We start from the raw sequence: 21,683 nt of genomic DNA, 5'->3' as shown, positions 1-21,683 counted from the left end.
CCTCTTTTTTCGGGATGGTTGTGTTATCGGTCATTTCTTTCTCTCTAAAATTATGCGTATTGATGGTTAAAAGATTGACGAATCTCGGGCACTTCGTTTCTCGTGACTCGTCGCTCGAAATGATTTCGATTTTTGCAATCGCTGTTATCTTTTTCGAGACACAAGAAGCGCAGCGGCCGAGTAACGAGCCTCGATTGATTTCGCTTTCCTTAGCAACAATTTGCGTTCTTTTATTCCATCTGCGCTTTCAGTAACGCCCAGTATTGATCAAAGTTAGCCGTTGGTTGATATTTAAAATCAGAACGAACAAAACGGTTCAAACTACCTTCCACTTGCCCTAGCAATTGAGCTGCTAAAATAGATTCTTCAACCGGAAAACTTTTGCCTTCGCGAATTTGACGTTCACGTAAGATTTGACGTAGTTGAGTTTCAATACGATCAAATAATTGGTTAATACGGCCACGTAAACGTTCATTTTCAAACATTAATGCATGTCCTGACATGATGCGAGATAAGCCCGGGTTACGCTCGGCGAAAGCTAATAGCAATTGTAGGACCAAACGGATGCGGTTCAAGGTATCTTTTTCTTCAGCCAAAATACGATTGATGCGTGACAGTAGGGCATCTTCAATAAACTCAATTAAGCCTTCAAACATGCGTGCTTTACTTGGAAAGTGACGGTAAAGCGCCGCTTCAGATACACCAACTTGTTTGGCTAACTTCGCAGTCGTAATACGCGATGCCCCTTCAGTTGACTCTAACATTTGCGCCAATGCCTGAAGGATCTCTTCACGACGATTATGTTTTTTTGGCCCTGCCATGGTTTTTCCTTGTCTGAAAGCGTGATGAATAATGTGTCTATTTTATTTTTAATTATCGTTATAAGTTCTGATATAAATTTAGTTCCTAGTTCCTAGTTCCTAGTTCCTAGGTGCGAGTTGCGGGGACGCTGCGCTAGGGAGCCGAAAGCAAAAGAACGGTTTCGAGTTTCGTTATGCGTGGAAACGCTTTTTCTCGCAACTCGAAGCGAAGCGTGCTCGGATTTCGCTCCATCTATTTGCTTTTTCTAGGAACTAGGGACCAGTAAACTAGGGACTTCTTTACTTTTTCCCCGAATGACCAAACCCACCTTCGCCGCGTTGAGTTGCATCAAAATCCGCGACGATATTAAATTCTGCTTGGACGACGGGAACAAACACCAATTGTGCGATGCGGTCACCAGGTTCAATAGTAAAAGTATCTTGGCCGCGATTCCAGACTGAAACCATTAATTGACCTTGGTAATCAGAATCAATTAGGCCCACTAAATTGCCAAGCACAATACCATGTTTATGACCTAAGCCGGAACGAGGAAGAATCGTTGCAGCAAGGTTTGGATCGCCAATATGAATGGCAAGACCCGTTGGAACTAAGTGAGTTTGACCCGGCTCTACCATTAGAGCGTTATCTAAACAAGCACGTAAATCTAAGCCTGCCGAACCTTCAGTCGCATAAGCTGGAAGCGGGAATTGGTCGCCGATGCGGCTATCTAAAATTTTTAAATCAATTTTCTTGGTCATGTTTCAATGTCTTCTTTTATTGATTAAATTATTTTTTACGGAATAAATCGCTCGCGATGATATTGAGCAATTGTTTGGCAAGTTGTGCTTTGCTTGCGGTTGCTAACGCTTTTTCGCCAGTATTCCAATATAAATGCAAGGCATTGTCGTTACTGTTGAAGCCTAATCCTGCCACTGAAACATCATTGGCGCAGATTAAATCTAAATTTTTCTTTTTCAGTTTGTCACGAGCGTATTGTTCAACATCTTGAGTTTCGGCTGCAAACCCTACGGTAAAGGGGCGCTGTTTGGTTAATGCGGCAACCGAGGCAACAATATCGGGATTTTTCACCATCTCGATTTGCATGTGTTCGTTATCGGCGTTTTTTTTAATTTTTTGTTCTGCGACATTGCTTGGGCGGTAATCGGCAACCGCAGCGCAGCTAATGAAAATATCATTATTTACCGCATGTTCCATGGCTATTTGATGCATCTGTTCTGCGCTTTCAACATCAATGCGATGGACATCGTTCGGGGTCGCTAAAGAGACCGGGCCGCTGATTAGGGTCACTGTTGCACCCATATTAGCCGCGGCTTCTGCAATGGCGAATCCCATTTTTCCTGAACTGTGATTCGAGATATAACGCACCGGGTCAATGGCTTCACGCGTCGGGCCGGCAGTAATCGCTAGCTTAATATTTTGTAGTGGTTTAGGCCCGAAGAAACCTTCGCAATGCCCAACTAGCTCCATTGGCTCTAACATTCGGCCGTAGCCCACATCGCCACAGGCTTGTTGACCGGCAGCAGGCCCCCAAATCATCATGCCGCGTTGAGCAAGAGCCGCGAGGTTTTCTTGGGTCGCGATATTGGCGTACATTTGTTGGTTCATTGCAGGCGCAACCGCAATTGGCGCATTGGAAGCAAGAATCAAGGTGGTGAGTAAATCATTGCCCATTCCCGCTCGCATTCTGGCAATTAAATCGGCAGTGGCGGGCGCAAGTAGAATTAAATCGGCCCATTTGGCTAATTCAATGTGACCCATTGAGGCTTCAGCAGCAGGATCTAATAAACTATCGGATACTGGACGTCCAGAGACGGCTTGCATGGTAAGCGGCGTAATAAACTCTTTTGCCGCTGGGGTCATCACTACTTGAACTTGTGCGCCACGTTCAATCAAACGACGGGTTAAATCTGCGCATTTATAAGCTGCAATACCGCCACTAATTCCCAATAGGATTTTTTTTCCAGCCAAGCTTTGTTCAATCACAATACCGTACCTGATTTAAATGAAATGAGACCGTCATAGACATGGTTTTCGTCTTTTTTCTTCTCTATATCGAATTGTTATAGAAAAGATTATTAGAACACTCATGAAGCCAATGGGTATAAGTTACCATAAGTTTATAAAATGGTGATGCATCTGCATGGATAAACTTTGTTCCGGTGAGTTTAGAGCGAATTAACGTTTTGATTGTAACCTTTTTTCCTTTCACCCATTGTTAAGATCTTATCGACTTTTGGGCTTTCTTTATTTGAGTCAGGTAGTAAAGGCTGATGTTATCGAGTTTTATTTAATATAAGTGTTTGTCATGTCTTTAAAAATGCTGCCTGAAGAGTCTCGCCCAAGAGAAAAGTTACTTGCCCGGGGACCTCAATCGTTATCGGATGCCGAATTATTGGCAATTTTTCTGCGTACCGGATTACAAGGAATGAATGCGATAGAACTCGCGGATCATTTATTAAAAGAGTTTGGTTCACTGCGCACGTTACTTTCAGCGTGTCAATCTCAATTTTGTTCACATAAAGGGTTAGGCTCGGCGAAATTTGCCCAATTGCAAGCCGTGGTTGAAATGACCAAGCGTTATCTGGCTGAAACCATTAAGCGGGGGGATGCTTTAACCAGCCCTGAACATACCAAACATTATTTAAGCAGTGTCTTGCGTGATAGGCAGCGAGAAGCGTTTTACGTGTTATTTCTCGATAACCAAAATCGTGTGATCAGTGATGAAGTGTTATTTGAAGGGACGATAGATGCCGCCAGCGTTTACCCGAGAGAAGTGGTGAAGCGTTCAATGCAGCATAATGCTGCCGCTTTAATTCTTGCGCATAATCATCCTTCAGGTGTTGCCGAGCCGAGTGATGCGGATCGGCGTATCACTCGTCGTTTAGTCGAAGCGATGGCATTGGTGGATATACGGATTCTGGATCATTTTGTGATCGGCGATGGTGAGGTCGTATCGTTTGCTGAAAGAGGGTGGATGTGAATAGCGCTTCGCGCGGGAAAAGAAGGTTTCTAGTTCCTAGTTTCTAGGGAGAGAAGAAGGTTCCTAGTTCCTGGTCCCTAGTTTTAGGAAAAGAAAAGCGTTTCTGATATTCCAGTTTGAAACTAGAGATCTGAGCGTGTTGTAAGGATTCGAGTTAATAAAGAAGGATGGAATATGAATTATGAAAAATTAGAAGTGTGGCGGAAAAGTATGGGGGTTGCGCTTCTGATTCATACAAGCTTTAAGTATTGTAAAGATTACGGATTTAAAGATCAGATCACACGCTCTGCCGTTTCTATTCCATCTAATATTGCGGAAGGTGAAGAGCGTGAAACAGTGAAGGAATCAGTGCGGTTTTTATATATAGCGAAAGGGTCGACTGGAGAACTATATACCCAGATATTATTAGCAAAAGAGTTTGGCTACCTTGAAGAGCAGCAATACAAGTTATTACAACAAGATATCTTGCAGGTTAGTCGAATGTTGGCTGGGTTAATAAAATCAAGAGTCTATTCTGTTAAGTAAATATAAAAGGTGATGCTTAATAAACAAAGTGTTGTGGTCGCTTTTTCTAGGAACCAGGAACCAGGAGCCAGGAACTTATTTTTTAATTGGTCGTTGAATCAAAATTAGACTTCCTTTTTTCTTGTTAGTCGGTCAGAATCTGCTACAATCCGCGCACTAATTTTATAGAACCTTATTCAGCTCTGTGTTCTTGTGCAAAAAAAAGCGTTTAAAAACTGTTCTGTTCAAAAAAAGATCGTGTTTTTCCTAAAAAGGATCCGCACAGGTCTTGAGCAATGCATGTCAAGTTAGTATAATGCGCGACCTTTGATAGCCTTGGTATGGTTTTTTCCATAGCGGTTTTTGCCCCAAGGTGATATCGAGCTGAAACGATTTGGAGAAGACATTCATGTCCCGAGTATGCCAAGTAACTGGTAAGCGTCCTGTAACGGGTAACAACCGTTCACACGCACGAAATGCTACCAAGCGTCGTTTTCTGCCGAACCTACAAACTCACCGTTTTTGGGTCGAAAGCGAAAAACGCTTTGTTAAACTACGTCTAACTGCTAAGGGTATGCGTATTATTGATAAGAAAGGCATCGATGCTGTTCTTGTTGATATCCGTGCTCGTGGCGAGAACGTATAAGAGGAATTGAACAATGGCTAAAGGCATTCGTGAGAAAATCCGTCTAGTATCATCTGCTGGAACAGGTCACTTCTACACAACTGACAAAAACAAACGTAACATGCCAGGCAAATTTGAGATCAAGAAATTTGATCCAGTAGTTCGCCAGCACGTTATGTACAAAGAAGCTAAAATCAAGTAATTGGTTTTCCTCTTTAGAAATTAAAAACCCAGACTACTTCGGTAGGCTGGGTTTTTTTTCGTTTCTCGTCGCTAGGGCGCTTCGCTTCTCGTTACTCGAGCCACGAGCAGCGAAGCGCCCGATAAACGAGGCTCGAATGATCTTCCCCGCAACACGAAGCGAAGCGCACTCGGATCTCGCAACTATTTTCCCGTATAATTTCCTAATACACACCTATCAAGGACGATTTATGCCCGAACTACCTGAAGTTGAAGTTAGCCGAATGGGGATCACTCCGCACCTTCTTAATCAAACCATTCAAAAAATCGAGGTTAGGCAACCTAAACTGCGTTGGCCAGTGCCAGAAGAGATCTTGCTACTACAAGGCCAAGTCATTCGATCTATTCGACGCCGGGCAAAGTATCTACTGATAGAAACCGATCAAGGTACTGCCATCATCCACTTAGGCATGTCGGGTAACTTGCGAGTGTTAGATCAATGGATCGAGCCCAATAAGCATGATCATGTCGATCTTACATTAACCAATGGCAAAGTGCTGCGCTACCACGATCCGCGTCGTTTTGGGGCTTGGTTATGGTGTGAGGCGGGGGGGGAGCATGATGTGATGAGTCACCTTGGCCCTGAGCCATTAACCGATGACTTCAATGCTGAGTATTTATTTGAAAAAGCCCAAAAGCGTAAAGTGGTGACTAAACAATTTATTATGGATAACAAAGTCGTGGTTGGGGTTGGGAATATTTATGCCAGTGAGTCTTTATTCCGCGCGAAGATCCACCCTAAAGCCCTTGCTAACCAGTTAACACTCTCTCAGATCACTTTGCTGGTGGATGAGATAAAGAAAGTGCTAAGTCGTGCGATCACTCAAGGTGGCACAACGCTTAAAGATTTTAATCAAGCCGATGGTAAACCGGGCTATTTTGCTCAAGAATTACAAGTTTATGGTAAAGCCGGTAAACCGTGCCCGGCTTGTGGCGAGTTGATTGTGGAAGAAAAAATAGGTCAGAGAAATAGTTTTTATTGTGAAAGGTGTCAGGAGAAAGCGTTTTCGTAATTCGTTTTTCGTTGTTAGGGCGCTTCGCTGCTCGTGACTCGGAAGCGCAGAAGCGAGATTCGAATGCACTTTTGCGCAACATGGAGCGAAGCGTTCACGCATCACGCAACAAATTTTTGCTCTTATCTTTTCCTAGTGACGAGCAGCGAAGCGCCCGATAAACGAGTCACGTTTTTGCTTTCACTTTCTCAACCACATACGGATGTAAAAACTGATCAACATTGCCACCATGAATCGCCACTTCACGAACAATAGTAGAAGAAAGAAAGGCAAACTCTTCGGTCGGGGTTAAGAAAACACTTTCTAATTCCGGCATCAATTTACGATACATGCTGGTTAACCCAAACTCATATTCATAATCGACAGTGGTACGTAAACCACGAATCAAAATATTAGTTTTTTGTTGCTTAGCAAAATCCACTAATAGCCCTGAAAATCCCACCGCAGTGACATTCTCTAAGTCTTTGGTGACTTCTTTCACCATATCGACTCGTTCTTGCAAACTGAACATGGTTTTTTTGCTTGGGCTTTCTGCTACGGCAACGACCACGCTATCGAACAGACGAGCACTACGCTTAATCAAATCAAAATGACCATTGGTGATTGGATCAAACGTTCCAGGGTAAATGGCCGGCGTCGTTAATTTTGTCATCGTGATTTGCTCGCTATTTGGGAATCAAATTCTTGGTGATAGAAATGCTATAAACAATCGTGATTCATTTGATACTTTAACGTGATTAGTGATTTATCAATGAATCTGCTTAATAGTATTTCAAAACATGGTCAGTAAATCTATCAATATCCATGGGTTTCTTGATTAACATGAATTGTTAGTGGTGATTGTAAGTAAGGTGGCATAAAATCAAGGAAGTATAGTGAATTGATAGGAATTAACATGAAATATTTAGTGACAGGCGCGGCTGGTTTTATTGGTTCGTCCGTTGTCGAGCGCTTGTGTGAAGCAGGCCATGATGTGATTGGTATTGATAACCTTAATGACTATTACTCGGTAGAGCTAAAACATGCTCGCTTAAATCGTGCTAAGCATCAAAACTTCACTTTTATTGAGCTGGATTTGGCTGATCGTGAAGGTGTGGCTCAATTGTTTGCTGAGCAAGGTTTTCAACGAGTGATTCACTTAGCGGCACAAGCTGGGGTGCGTTATTCTATCGATAACCCGATGGCCTATGCGGACAGTAACCTAGTCGGTCACTTAACCATTTTAGAAGGCTGCCGTCATCATAAGATTGAGCACCTAGTTTATGCATCTTCGAGTTCTGTGTATGGGTTAAATCAAAAAATGCCATTTGATACCGCAGACAGTGTTGACCACCCGATCTCGCTTTATGCTGCTACCAAAAAATCCAATGAATTAATGGCGCATACTTATTCTCATTTATATGGCGTACCCACAACAGGGCTGCGTTTCTTTACGGTTTATGGTCCATGGGGCCGTCCGGATATGGCATTGTTTAAATTCACCAAGGCGATGGTTGAAGGTAAACAAATCGACGTTTACAACAATGGTAACATGCAGCGTGATTTTACTTACATTGACGATATCGTTGAAGGCGTGATCCGTATTCAAGATGTGATCCCTGAAAAAACCCCAGAATGGACCGTTGAAACAGGCTCACCAGCAACCAGTTCAGCGCCTTATAAAATCTATAACATCGGTAATGGTAACCCAGTGAAATTGATGGAATTCATCGAAGCATTGGAAGAATCGCTAGGAGTAGAAGCGAAGAAAAACTTCATGCCAATGCAGCCTGGTGATGTTTATGCCACTTATGCTGATACGCAAGATTTGTTTGATGTGACAGGTTACAAGCCATCGATGTCCGTTAAACAAGGCGTTGCGAATTTTGTTGATTGGTATAAAGAATTTTATCAAATCTAAAAAAATAACATTTATCGCCGGCTTTCAGGTTAAGGAAGTCGGCGTTTTTAATCGTGTTAATGAAAGCTCTTATCTGAGCATACAGAATCAAACATAGATATGACGTCTTCGGAGCTAATTAAATTCATAGCTTGAGGGTTTTTTACTCGAGTTCGCCAAGCTAATTGTTCAATCGGTTTGTTGTGCTCTTTTTCAATGGCGTCTTGATAGGCAGAGACCACGTACTTTCTATATAGATAAGGTCCAGTTCTTGCTGGGTTGTGGTGAGCATACAAACCAATGACAGGTGTGCTCATTGCATTAGCAATATGAGTTGGACCAGTATCTGGAGCGATAACCATCGTCGCTTTATCGATTAAAGCGACAAGTTGCTTAATACTACTTTTACCTACCGTATTGGTGACGAATGGCACTTGTTGTTGGATTTTTTCTGCAAGTTCAATTTCTATTTGGGCTGGGCTTCCTGCGAGAATAATATTCCATCCTAGATTGTGAGCATGTTGAATCACATCAACGTACCCTTCTGCATTCCAGTTTTTGTAGGCTTTGCTTGCCGCAGGTACAATAACAACATTTTTATCATTAGATAGATATTCGTTAGCCCAAGCTTCATCATTTTGCGTGTAGGGGATATTCCAGCTTGGGGTGATATCTTCAACGCCGAGCTCTTTTGCAAAAGCAAGTAGCCCATCGAGTACATGAAGCTCTTGAGGAGACGGCACTTTTACATTGGTAAACCAAGTTTGAAAATCTTGGCTACGCTGCTTATCAAAACCTAATTTATATTTTGCTTTTATCCCAAGGGTCACAATGCTGGCTCGTAATGCGTATTGCATATGCAGTAAAGCATCAAAGCGTTGGTGTTTAAGCTGTTCCCATAATTCAATATAGCCTTTGAATCCTTTTTTCTTATTAAATATGATCACTTTCATATTGGGAAGCCCCTCGAGTAGTTGGGCTTCTAAAGAACTCGTTATCCAGGTGATTTCAGTTTGTGGCCATTGTCTTTGAATACACTGAACGGCGGCAATGGTATTGCAAACGTCACCAATAGCAGAGAGACGTAATATGCATAGTGATTTAGGCTGGTTTTGAAATAAAGCCATTTTTCTCTCCGAGTTTACTCAACGATAACTATTTTTTATTAACTAAGTGACGAATATACATAGATTGTAATTGATCATGGTCTTGTAAAAAATGTGACTCTGAATTTTCTATAGGTTTAGGTTTTGTATGAAGCTTATCAGCTTGCCATGGATAAAGATCTTGTGGTCTTTTTCGATCATAAGCACCAGATAGTGTGATGACTCTATCTTTATTAAAACCTATATTGTCTACCGTTTCGCCAAATAAATTTTGCCCACCTAAGCTAATATAGCTTTGATTTGACAGGCTAAAATGGTATAGCGTTGGGAATATATCTCGGTGTGAACCAATTCGCTGTGGGTCATAGGTATGAGAGACGTTGTTTAAAATGTCCTCAGGGATATGCATATAAAAAGGAACGGCATAACTGATAGCGTACTCAGTTTTTATGTCCATATTCATATTACGCATATGATGATCTCCCGAGGCGGCTATTATCGTATTTTTATGTAATTTGGGATCTTGCTTTATGTATGAAATAAAATCACCAAGAGAGCTACTTGCATATTGGTAAGTTTGCTCTGATAACAGAGTTTCGCTGTGGTCATTCATAGCCATTTTTTTCAATCTTTGGCTTAGGTGCGTAGCTTTAACATTATAAGATGAAGGTAATTTAAACGGAGGATGATTGGTCAACGACATGATGAAAATCATTTGTGGTTTTTCACTCGTGTTTAAAATGTGTTGAGTGAATTTAAATGCATATTCATCGGCCAAGCCCCATTCGCCATCTGTCAATTTAGCATCAGGAAATTGCTTTAAGATATCGTCATGATCATAGAAGTGATCAAACCCTTGATGAAGTAAATATTGCTTAGAGTTACGCCAAGTACTCGCCCCTGCATAAATAAAGCTAACTTCATAGCCAGAACGTTTATATGGTAGAACCGCTAAGCTTTCCAGTTTTACTTTTTTATAGGCAGACTGGCTAATATTTGAGTTATTACTTTGAGTTAGCATCATCATAATGCTATCCCAAGTGCCACTAGTACCGGCTTGAAAGCGCTTAAATAAAAAATCTTGCGAAAAATGTGGACGTAGATTACCCAACAAATCGTTAGTATCTGCCTTATCTTCTACTAAAAAATTTGTTCCCATACTTTCCATTAGTGCCAAAACAACATTTGGTTGGTGAGAATTTAAATAGGTATTTTTTGGGGTATGATAAACCGGAGTCGATTGGCCAATGACTTTGTTCATGAGTTTTTTTAAGTCATCTTCAGACACCGGCTTTAAAACAGCTTGTTTTTGATAATCCTTTCTAGCCCAATCTATCGCCATAAATGCATTTGGGGTGACAGTATTGAGGGCGGTAAAGGTAGAAACGTTAGCGTTATATCTCCCTAAAGGGAAAGTTCCAATAGAACCGCGAGCCAGAATAACCACAATAATTAAGCTGACTATTCCTATCATTACGGTTTTTCTACTTGATAGAGTTGCTTCTGTTTTCGCTGATTTTAATTGTAGGTTTGAAATATTATGCGTTGCTTTAGTTATCAGTAATGTAACTATAGTTGAAACCAAAAGAGCAGATAAAATTGGATAATCTTGCCACATGCTAACCATGACTGCCTGTTTTTCTTCATTTAAAAAGGCAAACATGAAAACATCGTAGTAAGTGCCATAAGTTGTATAGAAATAGTAGTTACCAATAGAAATACTGATTAAAAGAAATGTAATTACTGCGATGTAATACATTTTAAATGTTAAAAACTTAAGGTAACTAGGGCGTGCTAGTGCACAAAAGCTGCCAAATAATAAGATTGGCGAGAATGCAATAACTGAGACCTTGATGTCGAACCTAAGGCCAGTTATTACCGATAAAATAAAATCTTGTTTATGTTGTAGGATGAGTGGGATATCTGTGATTTTTAGGAGAAACCACAACCTAGAGGCCATGAGAATCAAGATTGCAGTTAGGATTACAATGCAAAAATTTTTTATATTATGGAGGAAGTAAGATTGAAACATCACGGCATCTCTTATTGGAGTTGGTCATTTAACCCGTAGAAATGGGTGGGGTATTCTACAATTTTCTTCTTATGATACATAGTCAAATCTTTCTCGAAACTTATCATAACTCATTGTTGATAGAAGATTAGTATTTACTCATAATGACCTACACGTTAAATTGAGTAATCCATAATGAAAGCACTCACATCACACAAACAAGTCATCTGGTTTGATGAAACTTTAATTAGTGAAGCATTAGTTAATCAGGTCTTTAATCCTGAGTTTTGGCATGAGCAAAATAAAGTATTAGGTTCAGCGCAAGGGCGGGGAACAACTTGGTTTGTGCAAACCGATACATTACCAGCGGCTTTACGTCACTATCGACGTGGTGGTTTGTTTGGAAAAATAGTGAAGGATCACTACTGGTTTACTCAATGGCACCAAACTCGAAGCTGTGAAGAGTTCCAACTATTGCAGCATTTAGTGAAAGCGGGTGTGAATGTCCCAAAACCGATTGCGGCGCGAGCAGTGAAGCGAACCGTATGCTATCAAGCTGATATTTTGACGCAAAAAATTGAAGGCGCTGAAGATCTGGTTGCCATTTTGCAGCAGAGAACATTAACTAATGAAGTCTACCAAGCCATTGGTCAGCAGATCAAAAAGTTGCATCAAGCCAACGTGAATCATACCGATCTCAATATTCATAACATTTTGTTAGATAATGATAATAAGGTGTGGATTATTGATTTTGATAAATGTCATATTGAACCCGATCTCGGAGAGACAAGCATCAAGGTATGGCAAAAGTCGAACTTAGATCGTTTACTGCGCTCTTTTCAAAAAGAACTAGGTAAGAGGCAAATTAATTGGGTTCAAGGTTCCAATTGGGCAGCTCTAGAAGCTGGGTATCATCAATAACTTTTTTATTAAGCAGGCATTTTTCTTGAATACAATCTCTCACCCAGCAGTACCTTTGACGTTTAAGCAAAAACTCCATAACCATGGTTGGTTTATACTCATTAACGCCGTTTTAGCCATTTTGATCGCTATACGCTACTTTGTTTATCTTCCCACTTTTCCCAGTGATGGATTAAGTCTAGGTTTTATCGTTTCTGGTCTTTGGAGCCAAATGACCTTGCTCGCGGCAGTGATAGGGCTGGTCACGATACCTTTATTGTTGTTACCACAACCTATTCGTCGAATTTGCATTGCTGTCATCGCTTCATTGGCCTTGTGTATTCTGATCATCGATACTTTTGTGTTTGCTCAATATCGATTCCATATGAATGCCGTTGTGGTTGAATTGGTTTTCTCTGGTGATGTTGTCGATTTTCCTATTATCACTTGGCTAATGGCAATTTCTGGAGTACTTGTTTTAGTGGCTTTAGAATATTGGTTGTTGGTAAAAATTGCATCGAAGCCGACTTTCACTCGAATCAAACTTGGTCGCAAGTTTACTTACTTAACCATTATTATGGCGCTTATTTGTAATGGTCTTCATATTTGGGCGGCGGCCAATGCTTATCAGCCGATTAGCATCGTTAAGCAATATTTACCTCTTTTCCAGCCTGCAACGGCTAACTCATTTATGGAAAAGCATGGCTGGTTAAATAAAGAAGCGGTTGAAAAGCAGAAATCAATGGCGTTAAAAGGAGGGAGTAGTTTAAATTACCCACTTTCTCCACTGCAAACCAAAACGGTAGATAAACCGGTTAACATCATGTTTTTAGTGATAGATTCATGGCGTTTTGATACGTTTAACAAAGATAATGCTCCGAATCTATGGGCGTTAGCTCAACAAGGTGAAAGCTTCGATAATCATGTTTCAACGGGCAATGCTACCAGGACCGGGATTTTCGGTATGTTTTATGGATTGCCTGGAACGTATTGGCATAGCTTTTTAGCGAATCATAAGTCGCCTGTATTTATGGACCGCTTACAACAAATGGATTATCAATTAGGATTGTTTGCAGCGGCTAAGTTAACCTCGCCAGAATTTGATCAAACGGTATTTGCCAACGTAAAAAACCTGCGTATTCGTTCGGAAGGCAACTCATCTCCAGAGCGAGATATTAACCTGACTAAAGACTGGAAAGCTTGGTATGACCAGCGTGACCAATCTAAGCCTGTCTTCTCATTTTTGTTCTATGATTCGCCTCATGCGTACGATTTCCCTAAAAATTATGAGCATCAATACCAACCAATACTCAAGGCGATTAACTATTTAGAGCTGAATAATGAAACGGATGTTACGCCGTTTATGAATCGGTATAAAACCAGTGTGCACTTTACTGATAGTTTAGCGAAACAAGTGATCGATAAGCTAAAAGAAACAGGGGATTTAGAGAATACGGTGATAATTATCACTGGAGATCATGCACAAGAGCTCAATGATAATAAATTAAATTATTGGGGACATAACAGTAACTTTACTCCAGCCCAAACTAAAGTCCCGTTTATCGTTGTTGGTCCCAACGTTCCGAAGCATATAGGCAAAGATTGGAACAATGAGTTTACTAGCCACGAAGATATTGTGCCGACACTAATGACACAGTATTTAGGTGTAACAAGCCCTATAGATGATTACTCAACAGGCGTGAATTTATTTGAGGAGCCTCAACAAAGACCTTGGATGCTCATCTCCAGCTATAGTGGTTATGGCATTGTTTCTAAAGATTCAATTTTAGAGGTTGGGGCAACCGGCCAATCTCACTTTATGGATATCAGCAATCACCAAAAAGAAGGTTCACCAAACTATCAATATGTTCAGCAGGCTTTGGAGCAAATTAGTCGATTTAGGAAGTAACGATTATTTGTTGGTATGAGTAGTTGTTAAGAGTAGTGATTTAATTAATTGTAAACTCCGTTCAACTGCGCCAGTATTTTGAGCAATAACCTGTAAGGCTTTTGTTTTACATTGCTGGCGTAGTTGTGACTCTTGAAATAATGTGATTAAAGTGTCAGCCAACTCACTTTGATCCTGACAAACAAAGCATGCACCAGCATGAGACAGTTGCTGAGTGATATCCGTAAAGTTATAAAATGAAGGGCCGATCAAGCAGGGTAAACCAATAGCCGCAGGTTCTAATAAATTATGCCCTCCCACTTTATCTCCAAGCAAACTGCCTCCCATGAAGCATACATCACTAGACGCTAGTAAAAGCATCATTTCACCCATGGTATCAGCTAAATAAATTTGGGTATCTCGTAAGTCTTCAGCTTGTTCGGTACGTCTATGGGTTTTATAACCTGCGGTTTGACAAACTTGGAACACATCATTAAAACGCTCTGGATGTCTTGGCACAAGTATCAGTAAAGCATTTGGGTGGAGCTGTAGAAGTTTCTGATGAATTGATAACATTTGTTCATCTTCACCTTGGTGCGTACTGGCGGCAATCCAAACTGGACGTTGCTTGCCCAGTCTTGATCTTAAATTTTCGCCTTCTGCGATAATACGGTCCGATACAGAGATATCAAACTTCAAGCTTCCCGTGATCTGCACATTTTGTTCATTTATCCCAAGTCGAGTGAAACGCTCTGCGTCGTCTTTATGTTGGCATAGTATGAGCGATAAGTTTTGAGCTAATAAATTAAAAATTGGTTGAAACTTACTATATCGAATCGCAGAACGTTCTGATAGACGAGCGTTAATGACAGCAATAGGGATATCAGCTTTGGCGACATAATGTAAGGTATTCGGCCACAGCTCGGTTTCCATAATGAGCATAAGTTGCGGACGAGTTTGTTTTAGAAAACCTTTTATCGCAAAAGGCAAATCTAAAGGCATATACCGGTGTTCGGCAATATCGGCCAGTTTCTCTGCTTGTTGGGCACCAGTGCTTGTTGTGGTGGTGATTATTATTGGTGTGTGTGGGTATTGTTCTTTCAGTTTTTTGATAAAGGGGGTGGCAGCAATGGTTTCACCAACAGAGACGGTATGAATCCAAATAGGTTGTTGGGTTTGGTCACAGGGCGGGGGAGTGATGCCAAAGTGCTCTTTCCAGCGAGAACCAAACTTAGGTTTATTCGGTTTTGATTTATAAAGAGATAAAAGGAATATCGGAGACAGCAAGGTCAGTAAGAATGTATACAACCATCTTAATAGCATGACGAATACCTAATAGAGATAAAATTGATCCAGTATGGAATGAAATCAGGTAAACTTAACTTTTTTGAGCTTAGTTTAATTCAGTAGAATGGCTTTTTTATTTAATGGCCAGATAATTGATAAGTCTCCTACAAACCTGCGGTATTAGCAATGAACAATAAAAAATACTTAATGTATATTTCGCAAAATTATTCGTATGCGATACTTCGTCCTTTGCAGCACGTTATCCGTCAACAAGGTGGTGAAGTCCGTTGGTTTTTTGAAGGCAAAGAAGCCAATCCTAGTTTTTTGAAGAACGATGAAGTTAGATTAAACTCGATTGAAGAAGTAAAAGGCTGGAACCCTGATGCCGTCTTTGTTCCTGGAAATATTGTGCCACGCTTTATCCCAGGGGTTAAGGTAGGTGTATTCCATGGCTTTCATTCTGGTAAGCGGCAAATGCAACATTTTAAAATCCGTGGTTGCTTTGACCTATATTGTACACAAGGCCCAAATACGACTGAAAAGTTTCAAGAATTAGCTAAAGAACATGGCTTTTTTAAAGTGAAAGAAACTGGGTGGTCAACACTCGATCCTCTCTTCACTCCTATCACTGACAACCCTTATGTTGATAAAAGTGATACCCGCTCGACGATATTGTTATGCTCTACTTTTACTGAGCGCCTATCTTGTGCTGAAACTATTTTCGATACCATTAAAGAGTTATCTCAAACAGGAAAATGGCGTTGGTTAGTCCAGTTTCATCCTAAAATGGCAAAATCAACAGTAGATAAATATAAATCAATTCAAAATGAAAACTTAACCTTTATAGAAACTGATGACGTGATCCCATTACTGCAGGCCGCAGATGTCATGCTGTGTGATACCTCATCAATTTTGTTAATGTTTCTCTTACAAAGAAAGCCGGTTGTTACATTTAATAATCAAATACCGCTAGATCATTTGCTCAACATTACTCAAGTAAATGAAATTGAACAATCATTAGAGTTAGCCCTAAGTCATCCTGTTGATTTGATGTCTGCCATTGATTCTTACTGTGAAGAATTACATCCATACACAGATGGCAAATCAAGTGAAAGGGTCATTGCGGCTACCAATGAATTGATTGAACAAGGTCTTGCGGGCTTAAAGAAAAAACCATTAAATTTTGTTAGACATTATAAATTAAGAAAGAAATTGAATTATTGGAAATTGAAATAATTTCATAAGGTGCATTAATGAATACGATGATGAAGAAAAAACATTCCTTATCTGTCACGATTATTACTAAAAATGAAGAAGATAGGATTCGTACATGCCTTGAATCTGTAAAAGATATTGCAGATGAAATTATCGTATTCGATAGTGGTTCTGAAGACGGCACTGTGAATATTTGTAAAGAATATACCGATAAGGTGTTTGTTACAGACTGGCCAGGCTTTGGTAAACAGAAGCAAAGGGCGTTAAGCGAGGCTACATGTGATTGGGTTTTAACTATAGATGCGGATGAAGCCGTAGAAACACAATTAAAAGAAGAGATTATTCATTTACTCAGCCTCGATGAAATAAAAGAAACCTCATTTAAGTTTAAATGGGGGGTGACTATTTACGGAAAAATCTTAAAGCATGGACGAAGTGCTCGATATGTTACTCGTTTAATTAAGCGTGAAGGCGCTTACTTTACGGAAGATGAAGTTCATGAAAAGATCATTGCACCAAAAGGTAGTGTCGGGAAGCTAAGAGGCTATCTGCTGCACTTTACCCATAGAGATTTTGGTCATGGGCTAGAAAAGTCTGCAAAATATGCATGGCTAGGTTCTCAGAAGTATCATCGTAAAGGAAAGAAAAGCCATGGTTTGATGGTTGCTTCATTCCGAGCTTTATGGGTATTTTTCCATATTTATTTTATCCGCCTTGGTGTTTTGGATGGTGGAATCGGTTTTATTGTGGCAGTGAGATATGCAACGGGTAATTTTAATAAATATGCTGGGTTATGGGTGTTGGAAAAAAATAAATCAGATATTTGATAAGGTGTAAAATATGGCTAAGTTTAATCGGCTAATATCTGAGTATTTAAGGGTCTTCAAATGTAAACTGTCTCCTTCAAATATGAGGAGTTCTAATGATGAAGCTAGAATATTAGAGCTTAAAAACTTGTTATTAGAGAAGGAGACTATAAGTAGAGATGATAAAGTTATCTGGATGTTTTGGGATTCAGGATTAGATACCGCTCCAGATGTGGTTAAGTTAAGTTACCAATCTTGGGTTAAACTAAATCCTGACTATAAGGTAACTTGTTTAGATGTTCATAGCTTGAAAGTTTTAATTGGCTTTGATTTCTTTGAAATTTTTAAATATTCAACAGTTAATTTAGGTGCAGCAGGGAAAAGTGATCTTCTGAGGTTGTATTTACTTAATCAGTTTGGTGGTGTGTGGGCGGATGCTACTACATTTTGCAAGAAACCATTGTCGATGTGGCTAACTATATCAAAAACAGGTTTTTTTTGTTTTCGAGAAAAAACGGCCAATGATCGGCAGTTAGTTTCTTGGTTTTTAGCGTCAGAAAAAAATCACCCAATTATAAAGGATTTGTTAGAAAAATCATTAGATTATCTATTGAAACCTAGGATCCATAATTTAGATGTAAGAGGGTTGAAATCAACCTACTTGCTTGTGCGTGATGAGAGATATATTTCAAAGAGTGGAAGTGGCTTTGATTTATTAAATGATTTGGAACAAAAATACTGCACTCCTTATTTTTGGATGTTTTATTTATTCAATGAGGTCATTAAGGAATATATGAATGTTTGGGATGAAATTAATAAATTGAGTAATCAATATGCTGAGTTGAATGACAGTTATTCAGAGTTTTTTAAGAGCGTAGTATCAAAGCAAACTTATCGAACTAAATATACTAATGACGTGATTTATAAAGAACGAGTAAGTTACATATTAAAGTCCTTGGGATTGTGAACTTACTTTTAGAAACTATGTTTAATTTAAGTAATATATCTATTAATTGATACGTTTGGGTGAATAGCCTTCGAAAATAATAAATTCAACATTATATTTTTGGGGGTGGATAGGTATGAGGCACTGACATACCTCCAATAATTCTTGGTTTTTTTATTATCATTAATACTTCAAACGGTATATTAGGCTGAGTGTATCAATGTTAAATTTTTCTTTGTAAAAAGCTATTTTTTACCGTTAGGGTGCCCCTTAAATGTCAAATTTCTTCTTTTTATGTTTGTGTTAGAAAATTCCAGTGGTAGAGTTTGTTATATTCATGGGGGCCGTCATTTGTCAGGTGTACATGTTGTACTTTTGTTTTTAGTGGAATTCTAATTATTCTTGCAGTAACAATATCTCAGGAAGTATTCCCCCATATATATTTATACTACTCACAGTTTATTGCTTTTAGCTAAATAAATGGTGTGTTGTAATGTAGGTATAGTTATCTTATCAATAATGTAGTATTTATGCTATGTAGATAATTATTTATAGTTTTTAAAATTAAATATGTATCTATTTATAGTTTGAGATAAATTAAATATCTCTCTGTTTAACTTCCCTTTTAATGTTAATTTTTTCTTTTTTGCATAGCCAATATCTGAATCGAATTTTTTATCATTTGTTAAGCAAGCAGGTACTGTGCCATAGCATACAACGTCATTCACCCAAAATTGATCCATATAAATATCGACCGGCAAATACCATTGGTTGGATTTTGTTATAAATTTTTTGGCACCAGTTGGTGTTAGGTAATATCCGGTTGTACTCATGTGACCCCTCGAGAATTGATGTATTTCAATTTCTCCGCAACTTGCATGAAATGTTGAGGTGAAGTGGTTACGTTTGTTTTTAAAAAGACGAATACATTCAACGTCTTCAGGGATAGAGTTAATGTTCTTTATAAAGCTTAAAAAATGTTTAGTGTGAATTTTCGCATCATCTTCAATGATAATGATACTTTCATTTAATTCTATACATTTTTGCCATAATAAGTAATGACTTGCATAGCACCCTAGTTGACCTGGAGTTAAATATTGGCCTTTATTCTTAAAGCTTAATTCTTTTGAATATTTGTTAATTAATGGGTGTTGAGGTTTGTCTCTTCCATTAATAGCTGTGAAAATATCGAATGATAACCCTATTTCTTTAAGTTGTTCTGAAATGTTTTTTTTGCGCTCTACTGAGTTTTTCATATTTATAATGTAAATTTTGTTCAAGATTAAAACTCCTCATTATTTTCATTTTTATAGCTAAGAGGGATGGTGAGTAATAAGAAAAATATTATTGTTTGGCCGTGGTTAAAAGGAACATCTGTTAAACTTGCAATGGCGTAAATACTGACAATGCACATAATAAGATGTTTTTGTATTTTGGGAGCTTTCTTTGTAAGTAATGGTGATATTAATATAGTTAAAAAAAGTGACAATCCGATTAATCCGCCTTTTACTGTTTTATCTATATATTGATTGTGGTAGTGAGCTGGCCTTTCTTTTGCGATAATAGAGGGGATTTTTTTGTCTTTATATAATTGCTGTAGCAACTCTTTATGGCTAGTTCCACTACCTAGTGCAGGATTGGTTTTTATTATTTCCGATGCTGCTAACCACATCTGTAACCTTAAACCAATGGATGTATGGTAATTTCCTGATGAAATTTTGGCTATTTCTTTTTCTGTTTGATGGAATCGCTCTGATATGGGGTGCTGTAGTAATGTTATTGATGAAATACCTATGATGAATAAATAAATTATGTTTTTTTTATTTCTTTTTATGTTCGGGATTATAATGGCAAGCATGGTAAGAATTAATGCTACCCAGGCCCCTCGGGTATCACTTAATAAAACTGTTATTAGGCTAATAATAAAACTTATGGATAGTATTCTTCGTAATATTGGCTCTTTAATGTTGAAAAATAAACAAAGACTTAATGAGCATATTGTTGCTGACATAGTTGCAGACGGTATTGCGTTGATGGGCCATATACCTCTAGGTTGATTTAAGTATAAAGAATGATAAGTGGTGTATAATAACGAAAATACGCTACCTAGTAATAGTAAATATGAAAGTCTCTTTAGTGTAATTAGATGCCAAGGAAACGCTAATAATAGGAAGTAGCAAGCTAGCAATGCTCTGAGTTCCCTTGAGCTTGAACCATGGGTATAATAACTAGCTATAGCGAACACACAACTTGCTAATAATGCTAACATTGGTGGGTGTGTTAGCTTTTTTATATCGATCTTCCCTTTAGAAAGAATGAGTGAACTCACCGTGGATATAATGAAAATAACAACAGCTATTTTATCACTGCTTCTCAATATTAACATGGCCGAAAAAACATAAAAGAAACTGAGCATTGAGGCTGCTTCTAAGTATTTGATTGTTTTATTTTTCATGTTAATAGTGCTGCTTATATACATTGACTTTATTTATTTGAGTTTTTAAAAATCTCAAAATCCACATATATTGTTCAGGTTTCTCTGAGACATAATGCTCAATACACTCATTCATCATTCTTGCGTCTTGGTGCTCATCCCCAGTTGGAAATGGCAGTGCTGGGTAAAAATCGAGCTCAAACTTACCTGTATCGGTATTGATCATAGCAAAGAGCGGGACGATTTTCGCCTGGCTAAGCTTAGATAAGCGACCTAAGCCAGAAATCGTTGCTTTCTGAGTCGCAAAAAAATCAACAAAAACACTGTTCTCACGGCCCAGATCTTCGTCAGGTAAATAATACCCCAAATACTTATCTTTTCGGACCGACTTGATAAAGGGCTTTATTCCAACGCTGCGATCGTAAACTCGGCCACCATATTGGACGCGTTGCTTGTGCATTAACCAATCAGCTACTTTGTTTTTTTGCCCTTTAGCCATTGCCGATACGGGAAGGCCGCGTGAGGCTAGAAGCACGGCTGGAATATCAATCGACCAAGTATGTGGCACTAATAAAATCACATTTTCATCGTTATTTAATACGTTTTGTAGATTTTCAAAGCCACGAATTTCAGTATTTTTTTCTAACCAATGTTTGCTACGCAGTGACAATAGAGGAAACGTCAACATAAACATAGAAGCAGTGACATATAGCTTATACAGGATAGCTTGACGTTCTGATTCAGACTTTTCTGGAAAGCATAAAGACAAGTTAATCCGAGCGCGATGAGTTGCCCCTGATTTTAGTTTTATTGCTTGTTTCGCAATAAATTTAGATAGCTTCAGTTTTGCTGAGCGAGGTAAAAATGCGAATAAACAAGCAAACGTTAGCGCAATCCAAGTCCCCCAATATTTTGGTGCTAAAAAAGACCACTCAAACGTTGGGTTATACGCTTTCTCATCAAAATCATCACGTAGCTGGGTCATAAATACTCGAATAATCTATTTACATTCAAAAGGCGATAACGA

General features: G+C 38.9%; 21 protein-coding genes. 11 read left to right on the top strand and 10 right to left on the bottom strand.

Annotated features, from left to right (window positions below; all coding sequences use genetic code 11):
- Positions 1-230: 230 nt before the first annotated feature.
- The 3 genes from slmA to coaBC form a co-directional block, all read right to left on the bottom strand.
- On the bottom strand, positions 231-821 hold the full coding sequence (gene slmA / locus VRUMOI_RS11720) for a nucleoid occlusion factor SlmA (protein ID WP_089138336.1): 591 nt from the start codon (positions 819-821) through the stop codon (positions 231-233).
- A gap of 279 nt (positions 822-1,100) precedes the next feature.
- Positions 1,101-1,559, bottom strand: coding sequence for a dUTP diphosphatase (gene dut / locus VRUMOI_RS11715; RefSeq protein ID WP_089138337.1), 459 nt, complete (start codon positions 1,557-1,559; stop codon positions 1,101-1,103).
- A 28-nt stretch (positions 1,560-1,587) separates the two neighbouring features.
- A complete protein-coding gene (gene coaBC, locus VRUMOI_RS11710) occupies positions 1,588-2,802 on the bottom strand; it encodes a bifunctional phosphopantothenoylcysteine decarboxylase/phosphopantothenate--cysteine ligase CoaBC (protein ID WP_089138412.1) in 1,215 nt (404 codons plus the stop codon).
- Positions 2,803-3,127: 325 nt separating this feature from the next.
- Between coaBC and radC the strand changes: the two genes are divergently transcribed.
- From radC to mutM, 5 genes are all read left to right on the top strand, one after another.
- A complete protein-coding gene (gene radC / locus VRUMOI_RS11705; protein ID WP_089138338.1) occupies positions 3,128-3,802 on the top strand; it encodes a RadC family protein in 675 nt (224 codons plus the stop codon).
- A 174-nt stretch (positions 3,803-3,976) separates the two neighbouring features.
- Complete coding sequence (locus tag VRUMOI_RS11700) at positions 3,977-4,327, top strand: four helix bundle protein (RefSeq protein ID WP_089138339.1); 351 nt, start codon at positions 3,977-3,979, stop codon at positions 4,325-4,327.
- A gap of 388 nt (positions 4,328-4,715) precedes the next feature.
- The gene (gene rpmB, locus VRUMOI_RS11695) at positions 4,716-4,952 is read left to right on the top strand and encodes a 50S ribosomal protein L28 (RefSeq protein ID WP_004728407.1); all 237 of its coding nucleotides are present in this window, start codon (positions 4,716-4,718) and stop codon (positions 4,950-4,952) included.
- Between the two features lie 13 nt (positions 4,953-4,965).
- The gene (gene rpmG, locus VRUMOI_RS11690) at positions 4,966-5,133 is read left to right on the top strand and encodes a 50S ribosomal protein L33 (protein WP_002535344.1); all 168 of its coding nucleotides are present in this window, start codon (positions 4,966-4,968) and stop codon (positions 5,131-5,133) included.
- A 229-nt stretch (positions 5,134-5,362) separates the two neighbouring features.
- Entirely contained in the window at positions 5,363-6,184 is an 822-nt protein-coding gene (mutM, locus tag VRUMOI_RS11685; RefSeq protein WP_089138340.1) for a bifunctional DNA-formamidopyrimidine glycosylase/DNA-(apurinic or apyrimidinic site) lyase, read from the top strand.
- 166 nt (positions 6,185-6,350) lie between these two features.
- Here mutM and coaD read toward each other — a convergent pair whose 3' ends face one another.
- On the bottom strand, positions 6,351-6,836 hold the full coding sequence (gene coaD, locus VRUMOI_RS11680; protein ID WP_089138341.1) for a pantetheine-phosphate adenylyltransferase: 486 nt from the start codon (positions 6,834-6,836) through the stop codon (positions 6,351-6,353).
- Between the two features lie 243 nt (positions 6,837-7,079).
- Here coaD and VRUMOI_RS11675 point away from each other — a divergent pair, with 243 nt between their 5' ends.
- Positions 7,080-8,084 carry an NAD-dependent epimerase gene (locus tag VRUMOI_RS11675; protein WP_089138342.1) on the top strand — a complete coding sequence of 335 codons (1,005 nt, stop codon included), beginning with the start codon at positions 7,080-7,082 and terminating at the stop codon, positions 8,082-8,084.
- 56 nt (positions 8,085-8,140) lie between these two features.
- Here the strand turns inward: VRUMOI_RS11675 and VRUMOI_RS11670 are convergent, their stop codons facing one another.
- The gene (locus VRUMOI_RS11670; RefSeq protein ID WP_089138343.1) at positions 8,141-9,190 is read right to left on the bottom strand and encodes a glycosyltransferase family 9 protein; all 1,050 of its coding nucleotides are present in this window, start codon (positions 9,188-9,190) and stop codon (positions 8,141-8,143) included.
- Positions 9,191-9,218: 28 nt separating this feature from the next.
- Positions 9,219-11,201 (bottom strand): LTA synthase family protein, encoded by a 1,983-nt coding sequence (locus VRUMOI_RS11665; RefSeq protein WP_089138344.1) that lies wholly within the window; start codon positions 11,199-11,201, stop codon positions 9,219-9,221.
- 174 nt (positions 11,202-11,375) lie between these two features.
- Between VRUMOI_RS11665 and VRUMOI_RS11660 the strand changes: the two genes are divergently transcribed.
- Positions 11,376-12,101 (top strand): 3-deoxy-D-manno-octulosonic acid kinase, encoded by a 726-nt coding sequence (locus VRUMOI_RS11660; RefSeq protein ID WP_089138345.1) that lies wholly within the window; start codon positions 11,376-11,378, stop codon positions 12,099-12,101.
- A gap of 55 nt (positions 12,102-12,156) precedes the next feature.
- Entirely contained in the window at positions 12,157-13,989 is a 1,833-nt protein-coding gene (locus VRUMOI_RS11655; protein WP_089138413.1) for a DUF3413 domain-containing protein, read from the top strand.
- Between the two features lie 3 nt (positions 13,990-13,992).
- On the opposite strand, the gene waaA is transcribed toward VRUMOI_RS11655, so the two are convergent.
- Positions 13,993-15,291 carry a lipid IV(A) 3-deoxy-D-manno-octulosonic acid transferase gene (waaA, locus tag VRUMOI_RS11650; RefSeq protein WP_089138346.1) on the bottom strand — a complete coding sequence of 433 codons (1,299 nt, stop codon included), beginning with the start codon at positions 15,289-15,291 and terminating at the stop codon, positions 13,993-13,995.
- Positions 15,292-15,441: 150 nt separating this feature from the next.
- On the opposite strand from waaA, the gene VRUMOI_RS11645 reads away from it, so the two are divergent.
- The 3 genes from VRUMOI_RS11645 to VRUMOI_RS11635 are packed head-to-tail and all read left to right on the top strand — an operon-like array spanning position 15,442 to position 18,243.
- On the top strand, positions 15,442-16,491 hold the full coding sequence (locus VRUMOI_RS11645) for a CDP-glycerol--glycerophosphate glycerophosphotransferase (protein ID WP_174208804.1): 1,050 nt from the start codon (positions 15,442-15,444) through the stop codon (positions 16,489-16,491).
- A gap of 26 nt (positions 16,492-16,517) precedes the next feature.
- Positions 16,518-17,297, top strand: a complete 780-nt coding sequence (locus VRUMOI_RS11640; RefSeq protein ID WP_231897525.1) for a glycosyltransferase family 2 protein — start codon at positions 16,518-16,520, stop codon at positions 17,295-17,297.
- 13 nt (positions 17,298-17,310) lie between these two features.
- Complete coding sequence (locus VRUMOI_RS11635; protein ID WP_089138348.1) at positions 17,311-18,243, top strand: capsular polysaccharide synthesis protein; 933 nt, start codon at positions 17,311-17,313, stop codon at positions 18,241-18,243.
- Between the two features lie 524 nt (positions 18,244-18,767).
- Here VRUMOI_RS11635 and VRUMOI_RS11630 read toward each other — a convergent pair.
- Genes VRUMOI_RS11630 through lpxM form a run of 3 tightly spaced genes read right to left on the bottom strand, consistent with a single transcriptional unit; the run spans position 18,768 to position 21,641 of the window.
- Positions 18,768-19,502, bottom strand: coding sequence for a glycosyltransferase family 25 protein (locus tag VRUMOI_RS11630; RefSeq protein WP_089138349.1), 735 nt, complete (start codon positions 19,500-19,502; stop codon positions 18,768-18,770).
- Between the two features lie 2 nt (positions 19,503-19,504).
- Entirely contained in the window at positions 19,505-20,677 is a 1,173-nt protein-coding gene (locus VRUMOI_RS11625; protein ID WP_162598372.1) for an O-antigen ligase family protein, read from the bottom strand.
- 1 nt (position 20,678) lies between these two features.
- Positions 20,679-21,641: a lauroyl-Kdo(2)-lipid IV(A) myristoyltransferase gene (gene lpxM, locus VRUMOI_RS11620; RefSeq protein ID WP_089138351.1), complete on the bottom strand. Its 963-nt coding sequence runs from the start codon at positions 21,639-21,641 to the stop codon at positions 20,679-20,681.
- Positions 21,642-21,683 lie beyond the last annotated feature (42 nt).

The organism is Vibrio rumoiensis (genome assembly GCF_002218045.2).
Classification (GTDB): domain Bacteria; phylum Pseudomonadota; class Gammaproteobacteria; order Enterobacterales; family Vibrionaceae; genus Vibrio; species Vibrio rumoiensis.
Note: the sequence above shows the minus strand (reverse complement) of the source record. Positions and strands in the feature narration are given on the sequence as shown.

Coding starts and splice junctions, on each gene's coding strand:
- slmA (WP_089138336.1), bottom strand. CDS start 821: ATGGCAGGGCCAAAAAAACATAATCGTCGTGAAGAGATCCTTCAGGCA.
- dut (WP_089138337.1), bottom strand. CDS start 1,559: ATGACCAAGAAAATTGATTTAAAAATTTTAGATAGCCGCATCGGCGAC.
- radC (WP_089138338.1), top strand. CDS start 3,128: ATGTCTTTAAAAATGCTGCCTGAAGAGTCTCGCCCAAGAGAAAAGTTA.
- VRUMOI_RS11700 (WP_089138339.1), top strand. CDS start 3,977: ATGAATTATGAAAAATTAGAAGTGTGGCGGAAAAGTATGGGGGTTGCG.
- rpmB (WP_004728407.1), top strand. CDS start 4,716: ATGTCCCGAGTATGCCAAGTAACTGGTAAGCGTCCTGTAACGGGTAAC.
- rpmG (WP_002535344.1), top strand. CDS start 4,966: ATGGCTAAAGGCATTCGTGAGAAAATCCGTCTAGTATCATCTGCTGGA.
- mutM (WP_089138340.1), top strand. CDS start 5,363: ATGCCCGAACTACCTGAAGTTGAAGTTAGCCGAATGGGGATCACTCCG.
- coaD (WP_089138341.1), bottom strand. CDS start 6,836: ATGACAAAATTAACGACGCCGGCCATTTACCCTGGAACGTTTGATCCA.
- VRUMOI_RS11675 (WP_089138342.1), top strand. CDS start 7,080: ATGAAATATTTAGTGACAGGCGCGGCTGGTTTTATTGGTTCGTCCGTT.
- VRUMOI_RS11670 (WP_089138343.1), bottom strand. CDS start 9,190: ATGGCTTTATTTCAAAACCAGCCTAAATCACTATGCATATTACGTCTC.
- VRUMOI_RS11665 (WP_089138344.1), bottom strand. CDS start 11,201: ATGTTTCAATCTTACTTCCTCCATAATATAAAAAATTTTTGCATTGTA.
- VRUMOI_RS11660 (WP_089138345.1), top strand. CDS start 11,376: ATGAAAGCACTCACATCACACAAACAAGTCATCTGGTTTGATGAAACT.
- waaA (WP_089138346.1), bottom strand. CDS start 15,291: ATGCTATTAAGATGGTTGTATACATTCTTACTGACCTTGCTGTCTCCG.
- VRUMOI_RS11645 (WP_174208804.1), top strand. CDS start 15,442: ATGAACAATAAAAAATACTTAATGTATATTTCGCAAAATTATTCGTAT.
- VRUMOI_RS11640 (WP_231897525.1), top strand. CDS start 16,518: ATGATGAAGAAAAAACATTCCTTATCTGTCACGATTATTACTAAAAAT.
- VRUMOI_RS11635 (WP_089138348.1), top strand. CDS start 17,311: ATGGCTAAGTTTAATCGGCTAATATCTGAGTATTTAAGGGTCTTCAAA.
- VRUMOI_RS11625 (WP_162598372.1), bottom strand. CDS start 20,677: ATGAAAAATAAAACAATCAAATACTTAGAAGCAGCCTCAATGCTCAGT.
- lpxM (WP_089138351.1), bottom strand. CDS start 21,641: ATGACCCAGCTACGTGATGATTTTGATGAGAAAGCGTATAACCCAACG.